This is a genomic window from Streptomyces formicae (assembly GCF_002556545.1).
Taxonomy (GTDB): Bacteria; Actinomycetota; Actinomycetes; order Streptomycetales; family Streptomycetaceae; genus Streptomyces; species Streptomyces formicae_A.
This window is the reverse complement of sequence record NZ_CP022685.1, coordinates 9063737-9080136: the sequence shown is the minus strand read 5'-3', so window position 1 is coordinate 9080136 and position 16400 is coordinate 9063737. Positions and strand designations below refer to the sequence as shown.

Genomic DNA, 16400 nt, shown 5'->3' with positions numbered 1-16400 from the left:
GGCGAGGTGTCCCCTACTGATTCCCCCGCGCCGCAGACCGGCAGCCGACCGGGGGGCCGCTCCGCCCGAGTCCGCGCGGCCGTCCACCGGGCCGTCGAGGAACTGGTCGCCGACGACCCCACCGACCCGCTCACGATCCCGGTCGTCGCCGCCCGCGCGGGCGTGCACTCCACCACGGTCTACCGCCGCTGGGGCAGCGTCGGCGAGCTGCTCTCCGACGTCGCGAGCAGCCGCTTCTCCGGCGACATCGTGGTGCCGGACACCGGAAGCCTCCGCGGGGACCTGGAGCGCTACGCGTCCGACCTCGCCAAGGACCTGTGCGACCCGGACACCCTCGCCCTGGTGCGCGCCACCATCGGCATCGGCGGCGAACAGGGCGCCGCCGCCTGCCGCGGAGAGCGCCAGCAGCAACTGGAAGCCGTACTCGAACGGGAACGCGCGCGGGACGGGCAGCCCCCCTCCCTGGAGCGCACCACGGACGCCGTGCTCGCCCCCCTCTACTACCGGGCCGTCTTCACCGACGAGCCCCTCACACCCGAGTGGGCACGCGCCCTCGTGTCACACCTCCTGCCGAGCTGAAGCCGTGCGGCACACGCTGAACTTGTGGCGTCACGGACTCGGAGAGGTCCCCGACACGGTCTGGCGCCGCACCGAACTCCAGGTGTTGATCCTCGCGGACAACGGCCTCACCTCCCTCTCGCCAGAGATCAAAAAGCTGACGCGGCTGCGCACGCTCGACCTGGGCCACAACGCGCTCACCGCGGTCCCCGAGGAAGTGGGGCAGCTGCCTGAACTCACCGACTTCCTCTACCTGCACGACAACCGCCTCGCCCAACTCCCCGAGGACTTGGGACATCTCACCCGGCTGCGCTACCTCAACGTCGGCGAGAACCGTCTGACCGCCCTGCCCGAAGCCGTCGGCGGGATGACCGGCCTGATCGAGCTGCGAGCCCAGCACAACCACCTCACCGAGCTGCCCGCCTCGATCGGCGGACTCACCGGCCTGCGCGAGCTCTGGCTCCACGGCAACGCCATCCGGCGCCTGCCGTCGGCGACGGCACGCCTCCACGCGCTGCGTCACCTGGACCTCCGCGAGAACGCGCTCGCCGAGCTTCCCGGCTCCCTGGCCGGACTTCCGTCGCTGCGCCAGATCGACCTGCGCGGCAACCGTCTCACCCATCTCCCGGACTGGCTCACGGAGTTGCCGTCGCTGGAGAAACTGGATCTGCGCTGGAACGACATCGACCCTGCCGCGCCGCTCCTCGCGCGGCTCGAACGGCAGGGCTGCGTGGTCCTGCTCTAGGGGCAGACCCGCGCCACGAGATCGTCCAGCGCCCGCCCGAGCGGCAGCTCCACGCGATGAGTGGCCCAGCGGTCGCCGCGCGTGGGGCCCTGGTTGACGATCAGGACCGGGGTTCCCTTATCGGCCGCCTGCCGCACGAACCGCAGCCCGGACATGACCGTCAGGGAGGAGCCGAGCACCAGCAGCGCGGCGGCCCCCTCGACGTGGCGACGGCACCGGGCGACCCGCTCGGGCGGAACGTTCTCGCCGAAGAAGACGACGTCCGGCTTGAGGACTCCGGTGCCGCACGCCGCACAGGCCACCACCCGGAACTCACGGACCGCCTCGTCGGGCAGGTCCACATCGCCGTCCGGATTGACCCGCGCGGCGCGGTAGCGCTCGGCGGCGGCCTCGAACCCGGGATTGGCCTCCCGCAGCCGCCGGTCGAGCTCCGCGCGGTCGCTGAGGCGACCGCAGCTCAGACAGCGCACCCGGCTCAGGCTCCCGTGCAGCTCGATGACCTCGCGCGCGCCTGCGGCCTGTTGCAGTCCGTCGACGTTCTGGGTGATCACGCCGGTGACGAGGCCCGCCTCCGCGAGCGTGGCCACGGCCCGATGACCGGCATTGGGACGGGCCCGCTTCATGGCCCGCCAGCCCAACTGGCTGCGGGCCCAGTAGCGCTGCCGCGCCCACTCGCCGCCGATGAACTCCTGGTACGTCATGGGAGTGTGCTTGCGCAGCGAGCCGTGCTCCCCTCGGTAATCCGGGATGCCCGACTCGGTGGAGAGACCCGCGCCGCTCAGCACCACGGCCCCGCCCGCGCGCACGGCGTCGACGACGGCGCCGATGTCGGTCGAGGCAGGCGGGAGGCCGCCGGTGGGTTCCCAGGTCAAGGTGGGTCGCGTCCGCATGCCTACCAGCGTACGTATAGGGCGTTCCGGCTGGCCCCCGATCCGCAAGGGGGCTGTTCGTACCGAGGATTCGGGGGACAGCCACAGCGAGAAGTCACCGTCGGCGCCCCTAGCGTGTTGTGCGTACGGAGAGCGGGCGCCCCGCGCCGAGAGGCCACCTCGCGCCGTGCCCGCCGAATCCCGTGTGCCGACCGTCCCGTGTGCCGACCGTCCCGTCGCAGGAGCCGCACCCCATGAACCGGATCACCACCCCACGCCGCGCGGTGCTCGCGCTCGGCACCGCCGCGGCCGCCGCACCCTGGCTCGGCGGCGCCCGCTCCCCCGCCCGCGCCGCCGACGACCCCGGGGCCGACGGCACGGGCCTGGCAGAGCTCGGCATCACCGAGCTCCGGCGCCGGATGGCCGACGGACGGCTCGACGCCGAACAGCTCACCCGTCACTACTTGGACCGCGTCGAACGCCTCGACCCGCTCCTCAACGCCGTCATCGAGGTCAACCCCGACGCCCTGCGCGAGGCCCGTCGCCTGGACGCCGAAGGAGACCCGCGCAAACCGCTGCACGGCATTCCCGTCCTGCTCAAGGACCTGGTGGAGACCGCGGACCGGATGCACACGACAGCCGGATCGCTCGCCCTGGAGGGCCTGCGCCCGGCGGCGGACGCCACGGTCGCCGCCCGGCTGCGCGCGGCCGGAGCCGTCGTCATCGGCAAGACCAATCTCAGCGAGTGGGCGGGCGGCATGTCCCTCACCCACCACGCGGGCTGGAGCGCCCGTGGCGGACAGACCCGCAATCCGTACAAACTGGACCGGTCGCCCAACGAATCCAGCTCCGGCACCGCGGCGGCCGTCGCGGCCGGTCTGTGCGTCGCCGGGATCGGCACCGAGACGAACGGCTCCATCATCGACCCGGCCTCCGCGAACTGCGTCGTCGGCGTCAAGCCGACCGTCGGCCTGGTCGGGCGCGGCGGCGTGATCCCCGGGGTGCCCAGCCAGGACAGTGTCGGGCCGATCGCGCGCACGGTGCGCGACGCCGCGATCCTGCTCGGCACGCTCGTCGGGGTCGACGGCCGCGACCCGGCGACCAGGGCGAGCCGCGGGCACTTCTTCCGCGACTACACCCGCTTCCTCGACGCGGACGGGCTGCGCGGCGCCCGCATCGGCGTACCGCGCACCACGTACTTCGGCTACAGCGACCACGCGGACGAGATCGCGGAGCGGGCGATCGCCACGCTGCGCAAGGCAGGGGCGACCGTCGTGGACCCCGCCGACATCCCCACCGCCGAGCGCCTCGAGGACCTGCCGAGCTCGATGGTCGTGCAGGCGTACGAGATCAAGCGCGCGCTCAACGCCTACCTGGCCGACGCGCCCGGCGAGCATCCGCGCAGCCTCGCGGAACTGATCGCGTTCAACCGCGCGCACGCCGACCGCGAGCTGCGCTACGTCCGGCAGGACGGCCTGGAGACCGTGCAGCGGCTGCACTTCACCGAACGCGAGTACCGCGAGGCACTGGCCACCAACCACCGACTCTCGCGCGCCGAGGGCATCGACGCGGTGCTGCGCCGGTTCCGTCTCGACGCCCTCGTCATGCCGACCACAGGGCCGCCCGCCAAGATCGACCTGATCCGCGGGGACAGCTACGGCGGCGGCTCGTCGACACCCGCCGCGCTCGCCGGATACCCCGCGGTCAGCGTCCCGGCCGGGTTCGCCTCCGGCCTTCCCGTGGGTCTGACCTTCATGGGCACGGCGTGGAGCGAACCGGTCCTGCTGCGCCTCGCCCACGCCTACGAAGAGGCGAGCCGCGTCCGCCGACCGCCCACCTATCGCCCGGCCGACGTGGGTTTCTGACCCGACTCGTGGGGGGGGGCGCCGATCCGGTGGCCGGGGTCCGGACGCGTCAGCTCTGGGCGGTGGGCCGTACGACGATCTCGCTCACGTCGACGGCGGCGGGCTGCTCGATGGCGTACGCGATCGCCCGGGCGACCGCGTCGGGCGGGATCGCAACGCGGTCCCTTGCCGCCGAGATCTCCGCCCTGACCCGCTGGTTGGTCGACGCCTCGGCGAATTCCGTGTGGATCATGCCGGGCGAGACCGTGGTCACCCGCAGGGAGTCCCCTGCTTCCTGGCGCAGCCCTTCGCAGATGGCCCGCACCGCGACCTTGGTTCCCGCGTAGACGGCCATGTTCGGCACGATGCGGAACGCCGCGGTGGAGCAGGTGGTGACGAAGTGGCCACCGCCCTGCGTGCGGAAGACCGGCAGCGCGGCACCGATTCCGTGGAGCAGCCCTTTGACGTTCACGTCGACCATGTGGTCCCACTCGTCGACGCGCAGGTCGTCGAGGGGTGAGATCGTCCCCACCCCCGCGTTGCCGACCAGCACGTCCAGACGGCCGAACCGCTCGGTGGCCAACGCGACCAGGGCGTGCAGGTCCTCCCGGCGGGTCACGTCGGTGCGCAGACGCACTGCCTCGCCGCCCGCGTCCCCGATCCTGGCCGCCACGTCCGCGAGGCGCTCCACCCTGCGGCCGCCAAGGACGACCCGCGCGCCCCGCTCGGCGAGCAGCAGCGCGGTCGCCTCGCCGATGCCGCTGCCCGCGCCCGTGATCGCCACGACCTTGCCTTCGATTCCCGACATGGGGTCCCTCTCTCTTCTCGCCCGCTGCGGCTTCCGCCGCCCTCAGTCTGCGAGAACCGGACCCTGGTATACAGAACGTGTTCATCCTGGAATAAGAGGTGCCATCCACCATGCCGCAAGGTCCCGAACAACGCCGTGAGCTGGGCGCCTTCCTGCGCAGTCGCCGAGAGCGCGTCGCCCCGGACGAGGTCGGCCTGCCGCGTACCGGACGACGCCGTACGCCGGGGCTGCGCAGGGAGGAACTCGCGCTGCTCGCCGGGATCAGCGCCACCTGGTACACGTACTTGGAGCAGGGCAGGGACATCCGCGCCTCGGAGCAGGTGCTCGACTCCCTCGCCAGGACGCTGCTGCTCGACGAGGGCGAGCGCGAGCACCTCCGGCGGCTCGCAGGTCACGCGCACACCGTCCAGACCGCGCACGAGGCGCCCGCGCGGCTCCCCTCCGAGGTGGCGGCGGTTCCCGGACTGCTCCAGCCGCAGCCCGCCTACATCATCGACGGCACGTACGACGTGCTCAGTCACAACCGGGCGGCGGAGGAGCTCTTCCCGCACCTCGCCGAGGCCCCGGGCACACCCTCGAACCTCGCCCGCTGGACGTTCCTCGACCCCGCGGCCCGTGACGTGGTGGTCGACTGGGAGGCGGAGGCACGGGGGTTGCTCGCCCGGCTGCGGACACTGTCAGGACGCCATCCCGACGACCCGCGCTACCGCGCTCTCATCGACGAGTTGAAGGCGGGCAGCGAGGAAGTGCGGGCGTGGTGGCCGCGGTACGACGTACAGGTCAGGCACGGCGGCAGGAAACGGCTGCGGAGTCCCGGCCCGGGGGTGACCGAGTACGCGTACACGGCGTTCCATCTGGCCGAGCAGCCCGATCACACCCTGGTGATCTACGTCGCCGATGACGCGTCGGACGGGAACGGCACGCCCTGACCGGCCCGCGCGCTCCGGTGAAGGGCGCGTATTCGTCTCCCTCCGGCCGTATACGCGGTGCTTCGATGCCCGGTACCGGCGGCGCCGACGCCAGGAGGAACCCGTCATGAGCGTGCTGTCCACCCGGCTCACGGAGAGGTTCGCCGTCCGCTACCCGTTCGTCTGCGCCGGGATGGCCTTCGCGGGCGGCACCGCCGACCTCGCCGCCGCGGTCTCCACGGCGGGCGGGATCGGCGCGGTGGGCGCCGCGCTCATGCCCACGGACCGGCTCAGGCGGACCATCCGCGAGATCCGCGCGCGGGCGGGAGGCGCGCCCTTCCACGTCAACCTCGTCAGCTACTTCGACACCACCGAGTCCGTCCGCGTCTGCGTCGACGAGCAGGTGCCGATCGTCTCCTTCCACTGGGGCCACCCACCCGCCGAGCAGCTCACGTACCTGCGCGAGGCCGGGATTTCGGTGTGGGAGCAGGTCGCGTCCGCCGAGGCGGCCGAACGCGCCGCCGACGACGGCGTGGAAGTCGTCGTCGCCCAGGGCTGGGAGGCGGGCGGGCACAACTACGGCGGCCTGCCCACGCTGGTCGGCGTGCCCGAGGTCGTGGACGCCGTGGGCGATCGCGCGCTGGTCCTCGCGGCGGGCGGCATCACCGAAGGGCGCCAGGTCGCCGCAGCGCTGTGCCTGGGCGCCGACGGCGTCTGGGTGGGCACGCGCCTCGTCGCCTCGCGGGAGGCCGACGTGCATCCCGAGCACCACCGGCGGCTGGTCGCCGCCCGGGGCCGGGACACGGTGCGGACCGGGGTCTTCGGCCCCGAGTGGCCGGATTTCAACCCGATGCGGGTGCAGCGTGACCGGGTGGTGGACGAGTGGCACGCACGGCTCGACGAGGTGCCGACCGACCGTGACGCGCTCGATCAGGTGGGCACCACGGTCTTCCAGGGAGAGCGGACCGTGCTGCGCAAGTTCAACGTGCTGCCCCCGAGCCCCGCGACCGAGGCCGACTGGGAGGAGATGCCGTGGCTGATGGGACAGGGCGTCGGCCTCGTCCATGACGTACGGCCCGCCGGGGACATCGTGCGGGACATGATGGCCGGGGCCGAACGGGTCCTGAACCGCTTCGGGGCCGCCCGCTGACGCGCCGACCGTCCCCGCTCGCCTACCCGGCCGCCGCGCGGGCGTCGGCCGTACGGTTCACCAGCAGCACCGTCAGATGCGCGACGACCGCGGTGAGCACGATCAGCGGCATCTGGTCGTACGCGTCCTCGCCCAGTAGCAGCACCGTGAGCACCGCGCTGCACAGCGGAAGGCCCATCACCGCCGTCGCCGCCGCGCAGATGCCGAGCGCGAGAGCCGGGGTCGTACCGAGGCCGGGCAGTCCCGAACAGGCCAGGGCCGCCGCCGCCCCGAGCAACAGGGCGGGGAAGATCGGTCCGCCGCGCAGGCTCCCGAGGCTGATGCTCCAGGCGAGGCCCTTGCAGACGACCAGCGCGAGCAGCGCCGCCACCGACCACGCGCCCGGGTCCGCCGCGAGGTGGCCGAGGGTCGCCTGGCCGGAGAGCGCGGCCTCCTCCGGGGAACGCCCGGTGATCAGTGCGTACGCGGTGAGACAGCCGCCCACCGCGACGGCGCAGCCGACCGTGCGGACCGCGGTGTGTCCGCCGCCCGTCCAGCGTCCTGTCACCCGGCCGAGGCGCCGGGTCAGCGCGACGGCACCCGCGATGAGCGCGGCGAGCGGGACGCCCCACAGGAAGTCGCCCGCGTCGGGGTTGGCGACGGGCGGCACGGTGGGCAGTCCGAGCCCGCCGATGGAGAGGCCCGTCCAGGCGCCGAAGCCGGTGAAGACCACCGCTCCGGCGGCGCTCGCGGTGAGGCAGGGCAGGAGCAGGACGACGAGGCGGGCCCCGGCGAGCCCTGCCGCCTCGACGACGAGGAGGGCCGCGACGACGGGACCGCCGAGGATCGTGGAGATGGCCGCCGTGGATCCGGCGGTGGCCACGAGCGCCGCCGTCTGCGGATCGCTCGCGCCCTTGATCCTGCGTACGGCCAGCAGGGCGAGTCCGCTGCCCACCGCCATGAGCGGCGCCTCGGGGCCGAGGACCACGCCGAGCGGCAGCGTCATGAGCGCCGCGAGGACGACACCCGGCAGCTCGCGCGGCCCGATGGGCGCTCCGCCCAGGCCGTTCACCGGCAGGTGCCCGCCGCCGCCCGGGGCGCGCGAGACGATCGGAGCGAGGAGCAGCCCGGCGAGCGCGAGGGCGGGCAGCGGCCACCACCAGGGCGCCTCCCGGTAGCCCACGGCCTTGGGGAGGTTCGTCCACACCTCGTGCTGGAGCCAGTGCTGCAGTCCCACGAAGAAGAAGCAGGCGAGCGCGATGAGCACGCCGAAGACGAGGGAGAGCAGGAGCATCCGGAGGTAGCGGCCGCTGAGCAGGATCCGGTACGGGGCGTCCGGCGGGACGTCGACGTCGGGCTGCGCGTCCTCCATGGCGACCATGCAAAGACCGTTCAGGACGAAGGGGCGAGGGGACGAAGGGCGGTGTGGTCAGCCCCGGCTCACCGCGCTGCGGGCCACCGAGGACAGCAGCGAGCCGATGGCGACGCCGATGAGCAGATAGACGGCCGCGGTGCCGATCTTCGCGGGGAGGGAGGCAGCCGCGGTGAAGGGCAGCAGGACCATGACCGCCGTGGCGAGCGCGACGATCCAGGCGAAGAACCGCTCGGGGCGGGGGGTCGCCGCGATCAGCAGGTGCAGCAGGGCGGTCGCCACGAGCGCCGCGACGGCGGCGCCGCCCGCCAGGGCCCCCGTGGTCGCGTTGCCCATCGCGCCGTCGCCCTCCGGCGCGAACACGGCGATGCCGAGCACACCGCGTACGAGCATGAGCGCGACGACGGCCGTGAGCGCGGCGACCACCGCGGTCATCACGCCGCCCGCCCACAGCCGCCCGGCGTCGAGGCGCGGCCCGGCGGGCGGCAGGGGCGTCGGATCGGGCGAGGGCGGCGGGACGCTGTACGGCGTGCTCGACCGGCCGTAAGGACTGTTCGGTGATTCCACGAGGGCGATTCCTTTTGCGGGATGGGGAATTCAGGCGAGCAGTTTGGTCTTGGCGCGGGCGAATTCTTCGTCGTTGAGCGCGCCGGATTCGTGCAATTGGGCCAGCCGGACGAGTTCGTCGGATCCGCTCTGCTGCCCGTCCGCGGCCGTCTTGCGGATGTAGTCCTGGAAGGCCGCCTCCGCCTTGCGCGACCGTTCGACGTCCCGTTGTCCCATGCCGCGACCGCGCACGATGACGTAGACGAGCACTCCGACGTACGGGAGCACGATGCAGAAGATCAGCCAGCCCGCCTTGGCCCAGCCGCTGAGTTCCTCGTCGCGGAAGACGTCCATGACGACTCTGAAGAGCAGGAAGAGCCACATGATCCAGAGGAAGAAGAACAGCATGGTGAGAAAGAGGTCGAGAAGCGGATAGTCGTCCATGACGTCCCCTTTTCCAGGCGTGCGGACGGTGCTTCGAAGTATCGCCGCGCCCCTGGTTCCGCGCATTTCCGAAATCCCGGTGAGCGGGTTCACCTGATTGGCTGACCCGCCTCGCCGACGAGCCCCGCGAACGATCCCCTGAGGGCAGCACGGACATGCGGCGAGGAGGCGACTGTGGCGCAGGACGACGGAGCGGCCGCAGGCAGGTCTCCCGGCTCCTCCACCGCGTCCCCGCGCCGTCGCGGCCGTTCCTTCCTCGCCGCCGTCCTCATCGTGGTGGGGTGTGTGCTCGCGCCGCTGTCGGTGGTCGCCGCGTGGGCGGCCGACGAGGTCGGTGACACCGACCGTTACGTCGCCACCGTCGGCCCGCTCGCCTCCGACCCCGCCGTGCGGGAGGCCGCCGCGAACCGGGCCACCGACGCGCTCATGTCCCGCATCGACCTGTCGGCCCTGCTCTCCGACGTGACGCCCGATGACCGGCCGCGCCTGGAGAAGTCGCTCGGCAGGCTGGGCGACTCGTTGGAGGGCGCGGTCCGGAGCTTCGTCCACGACAAGGCACTCGCCGTGACCCGTTCGGACGCGTTCGAGGCGATCTGGAGGCAGGCCAACCGGGAGGCTCACGGCGCCCTGGACAAGGCGCTCACCGGCAAGGGCGGCGACGCGGTCGAGCTCCAGGACGACACCGTCACCCTGGACCTCGGGCCGCTGGTGGACCGGGTGAAGCAGCGGCTGGTCGACGACGGCCTGGGCGTCGCGGGCCGCATCCCCGAGGTCCACACCGAGTTCACCCTCGTCACCTCGGAGAACATCGGCAAGGCCAGGACGTACGTACGACTGCTGCAACTGGCCGGGAACTGGCTGCCCGTCGTCTCTCTCGTGCTGGTCGCCGCGGGCGTGCTGCTCTCCGTACGCAGGCGCAGGGCACTGGTCACGGGTGCGCTGGCCGTCGCCGTGGCCACCGGGCTGCTCGGCATCGGCCTGCGGGTCTTCCGGGTGATCTCTCTCGACCGGCTGCCCGCGGACGTCTCGCACGACGCGGCCGCCGCCGTGTACGACACCCTGACCCACTTCCTCTTCACCACGGTCCGCATGGTCGTCGCGCTCGGCGTCGTGGTCGCCGTCGGCGCGTGGCTCAGCGGACCGGGGCGCGGCGCCCGTCTGACCCGCGACCTCTGGTCCGCCGGGATCGGGGCCGTGCGCACGACCGCCGAGCGGGCCGGGATGCGTACCGGACCCGTGGGCCCCTTCGTACGCCGCCGTCGCACCTGGCTCACCTGGGTGCTGGTGGCCGCCGCGCTGCTGGCCTATCTGCTCCGGTCCCACCCGACGGGGTGGACGGTCCTCGGGATCGCCCTGTGGCTGCTGCTCGCGCTGGCCGTCGTGGAGTTCCTGGGCGGCGGCCAGGCCGACCGGTCCGCCCCGTCATCCGCCCCTTCGTCCACACCGCGCACTCGTCCGGACCCCCCGATCGGCACCTCGACCCAAGGAGACTCATGATGCGCACCACTGCCCGAACCCGTGCCGCCCTCGTGGCGGGCTGCCTCCTGCTCGCCGGTGCCGCCACGGGATGCGGCGACGACAACGACGACAAGGCCGACCCGATGCGCGGCCAGCAGTGGGCCCTGGACGCCCTCGAGTTGCCCGCCGCCTGGCAGCAGGCCAAGGGCGACGACACCGTCATCGCCGTCGTCGACAGCGGCGTCGACCTGGGCCACCCGGACCTCGAGGACCGGCTCGTGGACGGCTACGACTTCGTGGACGGGGACAAGCGTCCCGAGGACGGGTTCGGCCACGGCACGCACGTGGCGGGCATCGCGGCGGCGGACACCGACAACGGCAAGGGCATCGCGGGCGGGGCACCCGGCGCGAAGATCATGCCCGTCCGGGTGATGGGCGACGACGGCAGCGGCAGCAACGCCAACATCACCAAGGGCATCATCTGGGCCGCCGACCACGGCGCCGACGTCATCAACCTCTCCCTCGGCGAGGGCCCGTTGATGTCGAACCTGCTCCAGGGCGGCATCCTCAACCGGGCCATCCAGCACGCCCATGACAAGGGCGCCGTGGTGGTGGCCGCCGCCGGGAACGACGGCGCGGCCACCCAGCCGTACAAGGTCGGCACCCCGGTCCTCGTGGTCGGCGCGAGCGACCAGAAGGGGCGCCCTGCGGACTTCTCCAACTTCGGCGCGCAGAACGCCGTTTCGGCCCCCGGCGTCCAGATCCTCTCCACACTGCCCACCTACACCGTCGAGCTCACGAAGAAGAACGACTCGGGCTATGGGAAGCTCGACGGCACCTCGATGGCGGCGCCCCACGTCGCGGCGGTCGCCGCGCTCCTGCACCAGCAGGGCAAGGACCCCGACGCCATCATGAAGACCATCCGCGACACGACGAAGGACCCGGGGTCCCAGAAGCGGCTCGGCCTCGGCGTGGTCGACGCGAAGGCCGCCGTCGACGCGGCGGACGACTGAGCTCCCTCACCAGCTCTCCGTCTCCGCAGCGGGCGGCAGCTTGGCCGACACGTGCCGCTCGCGTGCGCGCACCCGCATCGCGAGCAGCGGAAACACCAGGACGGAGATCATCGCCGCGCCGACGAGGGCGGCCGCCGTGCTCTCGCCGAGCACCTCGTCGTCGACGCCGATCGCCGTGATGGCGACGACGAGCGGCAGACAGGTGGCCGAGTACAGCGACAGCGCCCTGCGGCTGAGGGGGGAGAGATCCCGTGGTGCGAGCAGGTAGGCGGGCAGCCCGCGGACGACCACGAACAGGACCAGGAAGACGGGCAGCAGCAACAGCGCGCGCCCGCCGTCCAGGAGCGAGGCGAGGTCGAACTGGATGCCGGTGGCGATGAAGAACAGCGGCACGAGGAAGCCGAAGCCCATCGCCTCCACCTTTTCGAGCACCTGCTCGCTGCTCTCGGGGACCGAGCCCTGGAGCACGAGCCGCGTGAGGAGACCGGCGGCGAAGGCGCCGAGGAGCACGTCGAGTCCGAACGCCTGTGACAGGGCGAGCATCGCGACCAGGAGGAGCATCACGAAGCGGACCGCGAACTGCCCGCTGGTGTGCAGGGTCGCCCGGACGACCTGGCTGAACCAGGGCGGGCGCGGGCGCAGCGCCCACCAGACGGCGGCCGCGGTGATGGCGGCGAAGACGATGAGGACGACCGTGGAGGCGCCGGGGTCACGCCCACTGAGCAGCACCGACATCGCGATGATCGGTCCGAACTCGCCGAGCGCCCCGAACGCCATCATCACCGTGCCGAAGCGGCCCTCCAGGTCCCCGCTGTCCCGCAGGATCGGCAGCACCGTCCCGAGGGCCGTGCTGGTCAGCGCCGTACCGATGATCACCGTGCGCGCCAGGTCGAAGCCGGTCAGGGCCAGCGCGCCCGCGAGGCCGAGCAGCAGCGAGACCACCCACGCCCGGCTCGCCCTGCGCAGGGTGTCCCCGCGGATGGCGCCGAACTCGATCTCGTATCCGGCCAGGAAGATCAGCATGGAGAGGCCGAGGTCGGAGAGGACGTCGACGACCTCGTCGCTGTGTGCCCAGCCGAGTACGTCCGGGCCGATCAGGATGCCGAGCACGATCTCGAAGATGACCACGGGGATCCGGATCCACCGCCCCGTCCCGTGCGCGAGCAGCGGGGCGAGTACGGCGGCCGCCATGATCAGGATGAGTGTCCCTGCCTGGTCCACACCGTCCCCCTGCTCCGCGCCGGTTCGTGTCGTTTCGACCTTCGGCGAGGCGGGCTCCCGGCGCATGCGAGAACGGACCGTGCGGGTGAGACTGGGGCTTCCGGCGCACCGGACCGCCGGGGAACGGCGGCGCGCGCCACGGTGAAGGACCCTACGGACGACGACAAGAGGACGCTCTGGCACCGGCCCGCCCTGCTCGCGACGGCGTCGGCGGTCATGGTCACGGCGTACTTCCTGCTGCCGCTGCACCTGCTGGGCCCGCACCGGCCGCTCCTGAGCTGGCTCGCGTTCGTCGCCGGGCTCACGCTGGTCGCCGTCGCGCTGCTCCGGCAGATCCAGCACGTGCTCGCCGAGCGGACCGGCACCAGACCGGCCTGGATGATCGCGGGGCTGATGTGTCTGACGGTCCTGCTGTTCGCGTCGGCGTACTACGTGCTCGCGCGGCAGCAGGGCGAGTTCATCGGGCTGCGCACACGTGTGGACGCGCTGTACTTCACCGTCGTCACGCTCGCCACGGTCGGCTACGGGGACATCAGTCCGAGCGGCCAGACGGCGCGCGTCCTCACGCTCCTGCAACTGCTCTACAGCTTCGTCTTCCTCACCGCGGGCGCGACCACCCTGACGCGGCTGCTGCGCGGCAGGATCGTGCGGCGCGGCAGGGGGTCAGCCGAGCGCCGTCAGGGCTGATCCGGCCGGGGGGAAGTCCCTCGGGACTCCCCCGGCGCGGCTCAGACTCCGGCGCGTTCGTGCCGGCGCAGCAGCGGCAGCACGCGGGTGTAGAAGATCCGCATCTCCTCCCGGGTGGGCCAGCCCGAGAAGATGAACTCGCTGATCCCGGCCAGCTTGTACTCGTAGAGGTACGCCGCGACTTCCTCATAGCTGCCCACCACGCACAGGGCAGGCCCGCCGCGATAGGCGACGGCCCCGGAGAACAGCAAGGGAGAGAGCCAGTCGGATTCCGCGGACTCGGCCAGGTGGAAGGACGTGTTCACGGCCACGGAATCGGAGGACGCCACGGCGGCCGCGATCCGTTTGCGGTGCTCTTCGTCGGGATCGCGCATCATGTCCGCGAGATCCGCCAGTGCCTGGGCACGGGTCTCCCTCGCCAGTACGTGCATGCGCGTTCCCACCCGGCCGCCCTGCGCCAGGACGGGCTTCGCCGCGGCGGCCAGCCCCTCGGGAGTGTCGCCGTACCGCAACCAGCAGTCGCCGTGGTCCACGGCGGTCTGCTGTGCCACGTCGGATGCCCCGCTGATGTATATCTCGGGACGGCCTCCGCCCTTGTATCCCAGGCCGATCTGTGCGCCCTCGATGCGGTAGTGCTCGCCCTCGTAGGACAGCGGGGTCTCACCGCGCCAGAACCGGTGGAGGATCTCCAGGAACTCGTTGGAGCGTGCGTAGCGCTCGTCGTGGGCGAGGAAGTCTCCGTAGTACGCCTGCTCGGCCGGGGAGGTACCGGCGACCAGGTTGAGGGATATCCGCCCGTCCGACATCCACGAGACCGTGTTGACCACCTGGGCGAAGAGCGTCGGCGGAAGCAGCCCGGGACGGTAGGCGAGGAGGAACTTGACGCGTTCGGTCTCGCGGACCAGGGCGCCGAGCATCGGAAGCGGATCAGGCATGTGGAAGCCGATCCCCATGAGGAGCGAGTCGACGCCCAGGCGGTCCGCCTCCTGCGCGAAGTCGACGATCCCGTCGAAGTCCAGCTGGCCGACCTGGTATTTCCCGGATGCCTTCTGCTGTCCGCTGAGCGGAGAGTTCCAGTGCACTCTCAGCTCGGCGGCCATCACTTCGCCTCCCCCAGCGTGGCGTACCCGGTGGTCGCCGCCGCGGCGGTGGCGGCGCCCTCCTGGAGCTGGAAGAGCGAGCCGAACGGGCGCTCGGCGAGCGGGAGACGCCACGCCCCCGCCTCCACGCGTGCCGTGTCGGACACGCTGCCGCGCAGCAGCTTCACCCCCGGCTCGTTGTGACCGGCGTGCGATCCGAAGTGGATCGGGTAGGCGTCGGCCGCCCGGTAGGCCGGCAGGTAGGCGCGGCGGTACCGGTCGGAGCGGTTCGGGGGTGAGTAGTGCAGGAGCAGGCAGTGGATGAAGACGACGCTGCCGGCGGGCGCCTCGACGGGTACGGCGTGGGCCGGGTCGGGGGCGTCGGCGCCCGTCACCTTGCCGCGGAAGTAGCCGTCGACGTAGTGGTCGGCGAGTCCGCCCAGATGAGAGCCCGGGGCGACCTGGAGGGCGGAGTTCTCGATGGTGGTGTCGTCGAGGTAGACGAGGGCCGTCACCAGGTCGGTGTTGGTGTGGGGGTAGTAGGCGAAGTCCTGGTGCCACTCCACGACGCTGCCCACGTGCGGGGCCTTGAGGTGGAGCTTGCTGTAGTGGAACAGGATGTCGGGGCCGATGAGCGCCTCGAGGTGGTCGAGCAGCGCGGGGTGCGCGGCGGCCCGCTCGAAGGCGGAGTGCTGCTTGGTGGGCGACCAGATCCGGCGGGCCACGCCGTTGTCGCCGGGCTCCACTTCGGCGACGGAGCCGATGTCGGGGACGTCCAGGATCTCCGTGACGGCGGTGTTGAGTTCGGCTACCTCGCTCGGGTCGAAGAGACGCTCGGCGACCGCGAAGCCGTTCTCGCGGTACTCCTTGACGAGCGCGGCCGTGTCGGGTGCGGACATGCGTGGGGTTCCTCTCTGCTGGGTCTGGGACGTACGCGTCACACGGCGGTCTCGGCGTGCTTGGCGACGGTGTCCGCGTAGATCTCCCGGAAGAACATCGCGAGGATCTCCTGGACGTCGTCGATGTACCTGAAGACCTGCTCGTAGTCCTCCTCGCTGAAGATCAGCTGGTGGAGGATGTCCCACATCTCCTGGGAATGGTCCTCGGTGGCGTCGACGTGGAGGTGGGCGGCCTGCCCCTTGACGTTCTCCTTGCCGAGCCGCTCCTGGAGGTTCTCGACGATGGCCGGCTGGAGCTTGATCTGGGTGTACTCCACCAGGTAGTTGGAGACGACCGGCGCGAGGGGCGACTCGTGCTCGAGGGCGTAGTAGAAGAAGCCTTCGAGGAGGCGGGTGGAGAGGTAGGGCTCGGTGGCGAGGATCTCCTCCTCGGTGACCCCGGCGGCCGCGGCGTCACTGATGTACAGCTTGTCGTGGAGCATCTCGTCGGCCTGGTACTGCGCGTAGTCGCGGGCGGCCCTCGGCGCGACCTGGGCGATCTTGTAGATGGCTTTGGACTGGCTGACCCGCGAGAGGCGGATCCGCCACACGTGCTCGATGAGGGTCCGGCGGTAGTACGCCTGGTGGAGTTCGGGCTCGGTCAGGTGCGAGGCGAAGGGGACGGTGGCCTTCCACTCCGCCATCTTCTTGTCCAGGTAGCGGTCGAGCTCGGCCTTCTTCAGACGGCTCTGCGCCTCGTCGTAGAACGGCTTCGGGTGGGTGATCCCGGTGCTCTGCACACGGTTCATCGCAATCTCCTTCAAGTGCGGGTTCGCGGGAG

The 16400-nt window shown here is 71.8% G+C and carries 17 protein-coding genes; 8 read left to right on the top strand and 9 right to left on the bottom strand.

Annotated elements, in window-relative coordinates; translation table 11 throughout:
* The first annotated feature begins 6 nt into the window (after positions 1-6).
* Both KY5_RS39100 and KY5_RS39095 read left to right on the top strand, forming a co-directional pair.
* Positions 7-579, top strand: a complete 573-nt coding sequence (locus KY5_RS39100) for a TetR-like C-terminal domain-containing protein (RefSeq protein ID WP_098246637.1) — start codon at positions 7-9, stop codon at positions 577-579.
* Positions 580-601: 22 nt separating this feature from the next.
* The gene (locus KY5_RS39095) at positions 602-1303 is read left to right on the top strand and encodes a leucine-rich repeat domain-containing protein (RefSeq protein ID WP_324965821.1); all 702 of its coding nucleotides are present in this window, start codon (positions 602-604) and stop codon (positions 1301-1303) included.
* On the opposite strand, the gene KY5_RS39090 is transcribed toward KY5_RS39095, so the two are convergent.
* Entirely contained in the window at positions 1300-2193 is an 894-nt protein-coding gene (locus KY5_RS39090; RefSeq protein ID WP_098246635.1) for an NAD-dependent protein deacetylase, read from the bottom strand. The genes KY5_RS39095 and KY5_RS39090 overlap by 4 nt on opposite strands.
* A gap of 233 nt (positions 2194-2426) precedes the next feature.
* Between KY5_RS39090 and KY5_RS39085 the strand changes: the two genes are divergently transcribed.
* Positions 2427-4037, top strand: coding sequence for an amidase (locus KY5_RS39085; protein ID WP_098246634.1), 1611 nt, complete (start codon positions 2427-2429; stop codon positions 4035-4037).
* 49 nt (positions 4038-4086) lie between these two features.
* Here the strand turns inward: KY5_RS39085 and KY5_RS39080 are convergent, their stop codons facing one another.
* Positions 4087-4824 (bottom strand): SDR family oxidoreductase, encoded by a 738-nt coding sequence (locus KY5_RS39080; protein WP_098246633.1) that lies wholly within the window; start codon positions 4822-4824, stop codon positions 4087-4089.
* Positions 4825-4934: 110 nt separating this feature from the next.
* Between KY5_RS39080 and KY5_RS39075 the strand changes: the two genes are divergently transcribed.
* The gene (locus tag KY5_RS39075; protein ID WP_098246632.1) at positions 4935-5753 is read left to right on the top strand and encodes a helix-turn-helix transcriptional regulator; all 819 of its coding nucleotides are present in this window, start codon (positions 4935-4937) and stop codon (positions 5751-5753) included.
* Positions 5754-5859: 106 nt separating this feature from the next.
* Positions 5860-6882, top strand: a complete 1023-nt coding sequence (locus KY5_RS39070; protein ID WP_098246631.1) for an NAD(P)H-dependent flavin oxidoreductase — start codon at positions 5860-5862, stop codon at positions 6880-6882.
* A 22-nt stretch (positions 6883-6904) separates the two neighbouring features.
* Here the strand turns inward: KY5_RS39070 and KY5_RS39065 are convergent, their stop codons facing one another.
* Genes KY5_RS39065 through KY5_RS39055 form a run of 3 tightly spaced genes read right to left on the bottom strand, consistent with a single transcriptional unit; the run spans position 6905 to position 9223 of the window.
* Positions 6905-8242, bottom strand: coding sequence for a chloride channel protein (locus tag KY5_RS39065; RefSeq protein ID WP_418952853.1), 1338 nt, complete (start codon positions 8240-8242; stop codon positions 6905-6907).
* A 48-nt stretch (positions 8243-8290) separates the two neighbouring features.
* The gene (locus KY5_RS39060; RefSeq protein ID WP_199843447.1) at positions 8291-8800 is read right to left on the bottom strand and encodes a DUF6069 family protein; all 510 of its coding nucleotides are present in this window, start codon (positions 8798-8800) and stop codon (positions 8291-8293) included.
* A 30-nt stretch (positions 8801-8830) separates the two neighbouring features.
* The gene (locus tag KY5_RS39055; RefSeq protein WP_098246630.1) at positions 8831-9223 is read right to left on the bottom strand and encodes an SHOCT domain-containing protein; all 393 of its coding nucleotides are present in this window, start codon (positions 9221-9223) and stop codon (positions 8831-8833) included.
* Between the two features lie 174 nt (positions 9224-9397).
* On the opposite strand from KY5_RS39055, the gene KY5_RS39050 reads away from it, so the two are divergent.
* A complete protein-coding gene (locus tag KY5_RS39050; protein WP_199843445.1) occupies positions 9398-10720 on the top strand; it encodes a hypothetical protein in 1323 nt (440 codons plus the stop codon).
* On the top strand, positions 10717-11694 hold the full coding sequence (locus KY5_RS39045; RefSeq protein ID WP_234363085.1) for a S8 family peptidase: 978 nt from the start codon (positions 10717-10719) through the stop codon (positions 11692-11694). Before KY5_RS39050 ends, KY5_RS39045 begins: the two co-directional genes overlap by 4 nt.
* Positions 11695-11700: 6 nt before the next feature.
* On the opposite strand, the gene KY5_RS39040 is transcribed toward KY5_RS39045, so the two are convergent.
* Positions 11701-12915 (bottom strand): cation:proton antiporter, encoded by a 1215-nt coding sequence (locus KY5_RS39040; RefSeq protein WP_098247781.1) that lies wholly within the window; start codon positions 12913-12915, stop codon positions 11701-11703.
* 216 nt (positions 12916-13131) lie between these two features.
* Between KY5_RS39040 and KY5_RS39035 the strand changes: the two genes are divergently transcribed.
* On the top strand, positions 13132-13602 hold the full coding sequence (locus tag KY5_RS39035) for a potassium channel family protein (RefSeq protein WP_098247780.1): 471 nt from the start codon (positions 13132-13134) through the stop codon (positions 13600-13602).
* 41 nt (positions 13603-13643) lie between these two features.
* Here the strand turns inward: KY5_RS39035 and KY5_RS39030 are convergent, their stop codons facing one another.
* From KY5_RS39030 to KY5_RS39020, 3 genes are read right to left on the bottom strand one after another with little or no spacing between them, the layout of a single operon-like run.
* Positions 13644-14702 carry an LLM class flavin-dependent oxidoreductase gene (locus tag KY5_RS39030; protein ID WP_098246628.1) on the bottom strand — a complete coding sequence of 353 codons (1059 nt, stop codon included), beginning with the start codon at positions 14700-14702 and terminating at the stop codon, positions 13644-13646.
* Positions 14702-15580: a phytanoyl-CoA dioxygenase family protein gene (locus KY5_RS39025; protein ID WP_098246627.1), complete on the bottom strand. Its 879-nt coding sequence runs from the start codon at positions 15578-15580 to the stop codon at positions 14702-14704. Before KY5_RS39025 ends, KY5_RS39030 begins: the two co-directional genes overlap by 1 nt.
* Before the next feature lie 38 nt (positions 15581-15618).
* A complete protein-coding gene (locus tag KY5_RS39020; RefSeq protein WP_098246626.1) occupies positions 15619-16368 on the bottom strand; it encodes an iron-containing redox enzyme family protein in 750 nt (249 codons plus the stop codon).
* Positions 16369-16400: the final 32 nt, after the last annotated feature.

Bases quoted from the DNA above. Each gene is read 5' to 3' on its own strand.
- KY5_RS39090 (WP_098246635.1), bottom strand. From the start codon at position 2,193: ATGCGGACGCGACCCACCTTGACCTGGGAACCCACCGGCGGCCTCCCG.
- KY5_RS39085 (WP_098246634.1), top strand. From the start codon at position 2,427: ATGAACCGGATCACCACCCCACGCCGCGCGGTGCTCGCGCTCGGCACC.
- KY5_RS39080 (WP_098246633.1), bottom strand. From the start codon at position 4,824: ATGTCGGGAATCGAAGGCAAGGTCGTGGCGATCACGGGCGCGGGCAGC.
- KY5_RS39075 (WP_098246632.1), top strand. From the start codon at position 4,935: ATGCCGCAAGGTCCCGAACAACGCCGTGAGCTGGGCGCCTTCCTGCGC.
- KY5_RS39070 (WP_098246631.1), top strand. From the start codon at position 5,860: ATGAGCGTGCTGTCCACCCGGCTCACGGAGAGGTTCGCCGTCCGCTAC.
- KY5_RS39065 (WP_418952853.1), bottom strand. From the start codon at position 8,242: ATGGTCGCCATGGAGGACGCGCAGCCCGACGTCGACGTCCCGCCGGAC.
- KY5_RS39055 (WP_098246630.1), bottom strand. From the start codon at position 9,223: ATGGACGACTATCCGCTTCTCGACCTCTTTCTCACCATGCTGTTCTTC.
- KY5_RS39045 (WP_234363085.1), top strand. From the start codon at position 10,717: ATGATGCGCACCACTGCCCGAACCCGTGCCGCCCTCGTGGCGGGCTGC.
- KY5_RS39035 (WP_098247780.1), top strand. From the start codon at position 13,132: ATGGTCACGGCGTACTTCCTGCTGCCGCTGCACCTGCTGGGCCCGCAC.
- KY5_RS39030 (WP_098246628.1), bottom strand. From the start codon at position 14,702: ATGGCCGCCGAGCTGAGAGTGCACTGGAACTCTCCGCTCAGCGGACAG.
- KY5_RS39025 (WP_098246627.1), bottom strand. From the start codon at position 15,580: ATGTCCGCACCCGACACGGCCGCGCTCGTCAAGGAGTACCGCGAGAAC.
- KY5_RS39020 (WP_098246626.1), bottom strand. From the start codon at position 16,368: ATGAACCGTGTGCAGAGCACCGGGATCACCCACCCGAAGCCGTTCTAC.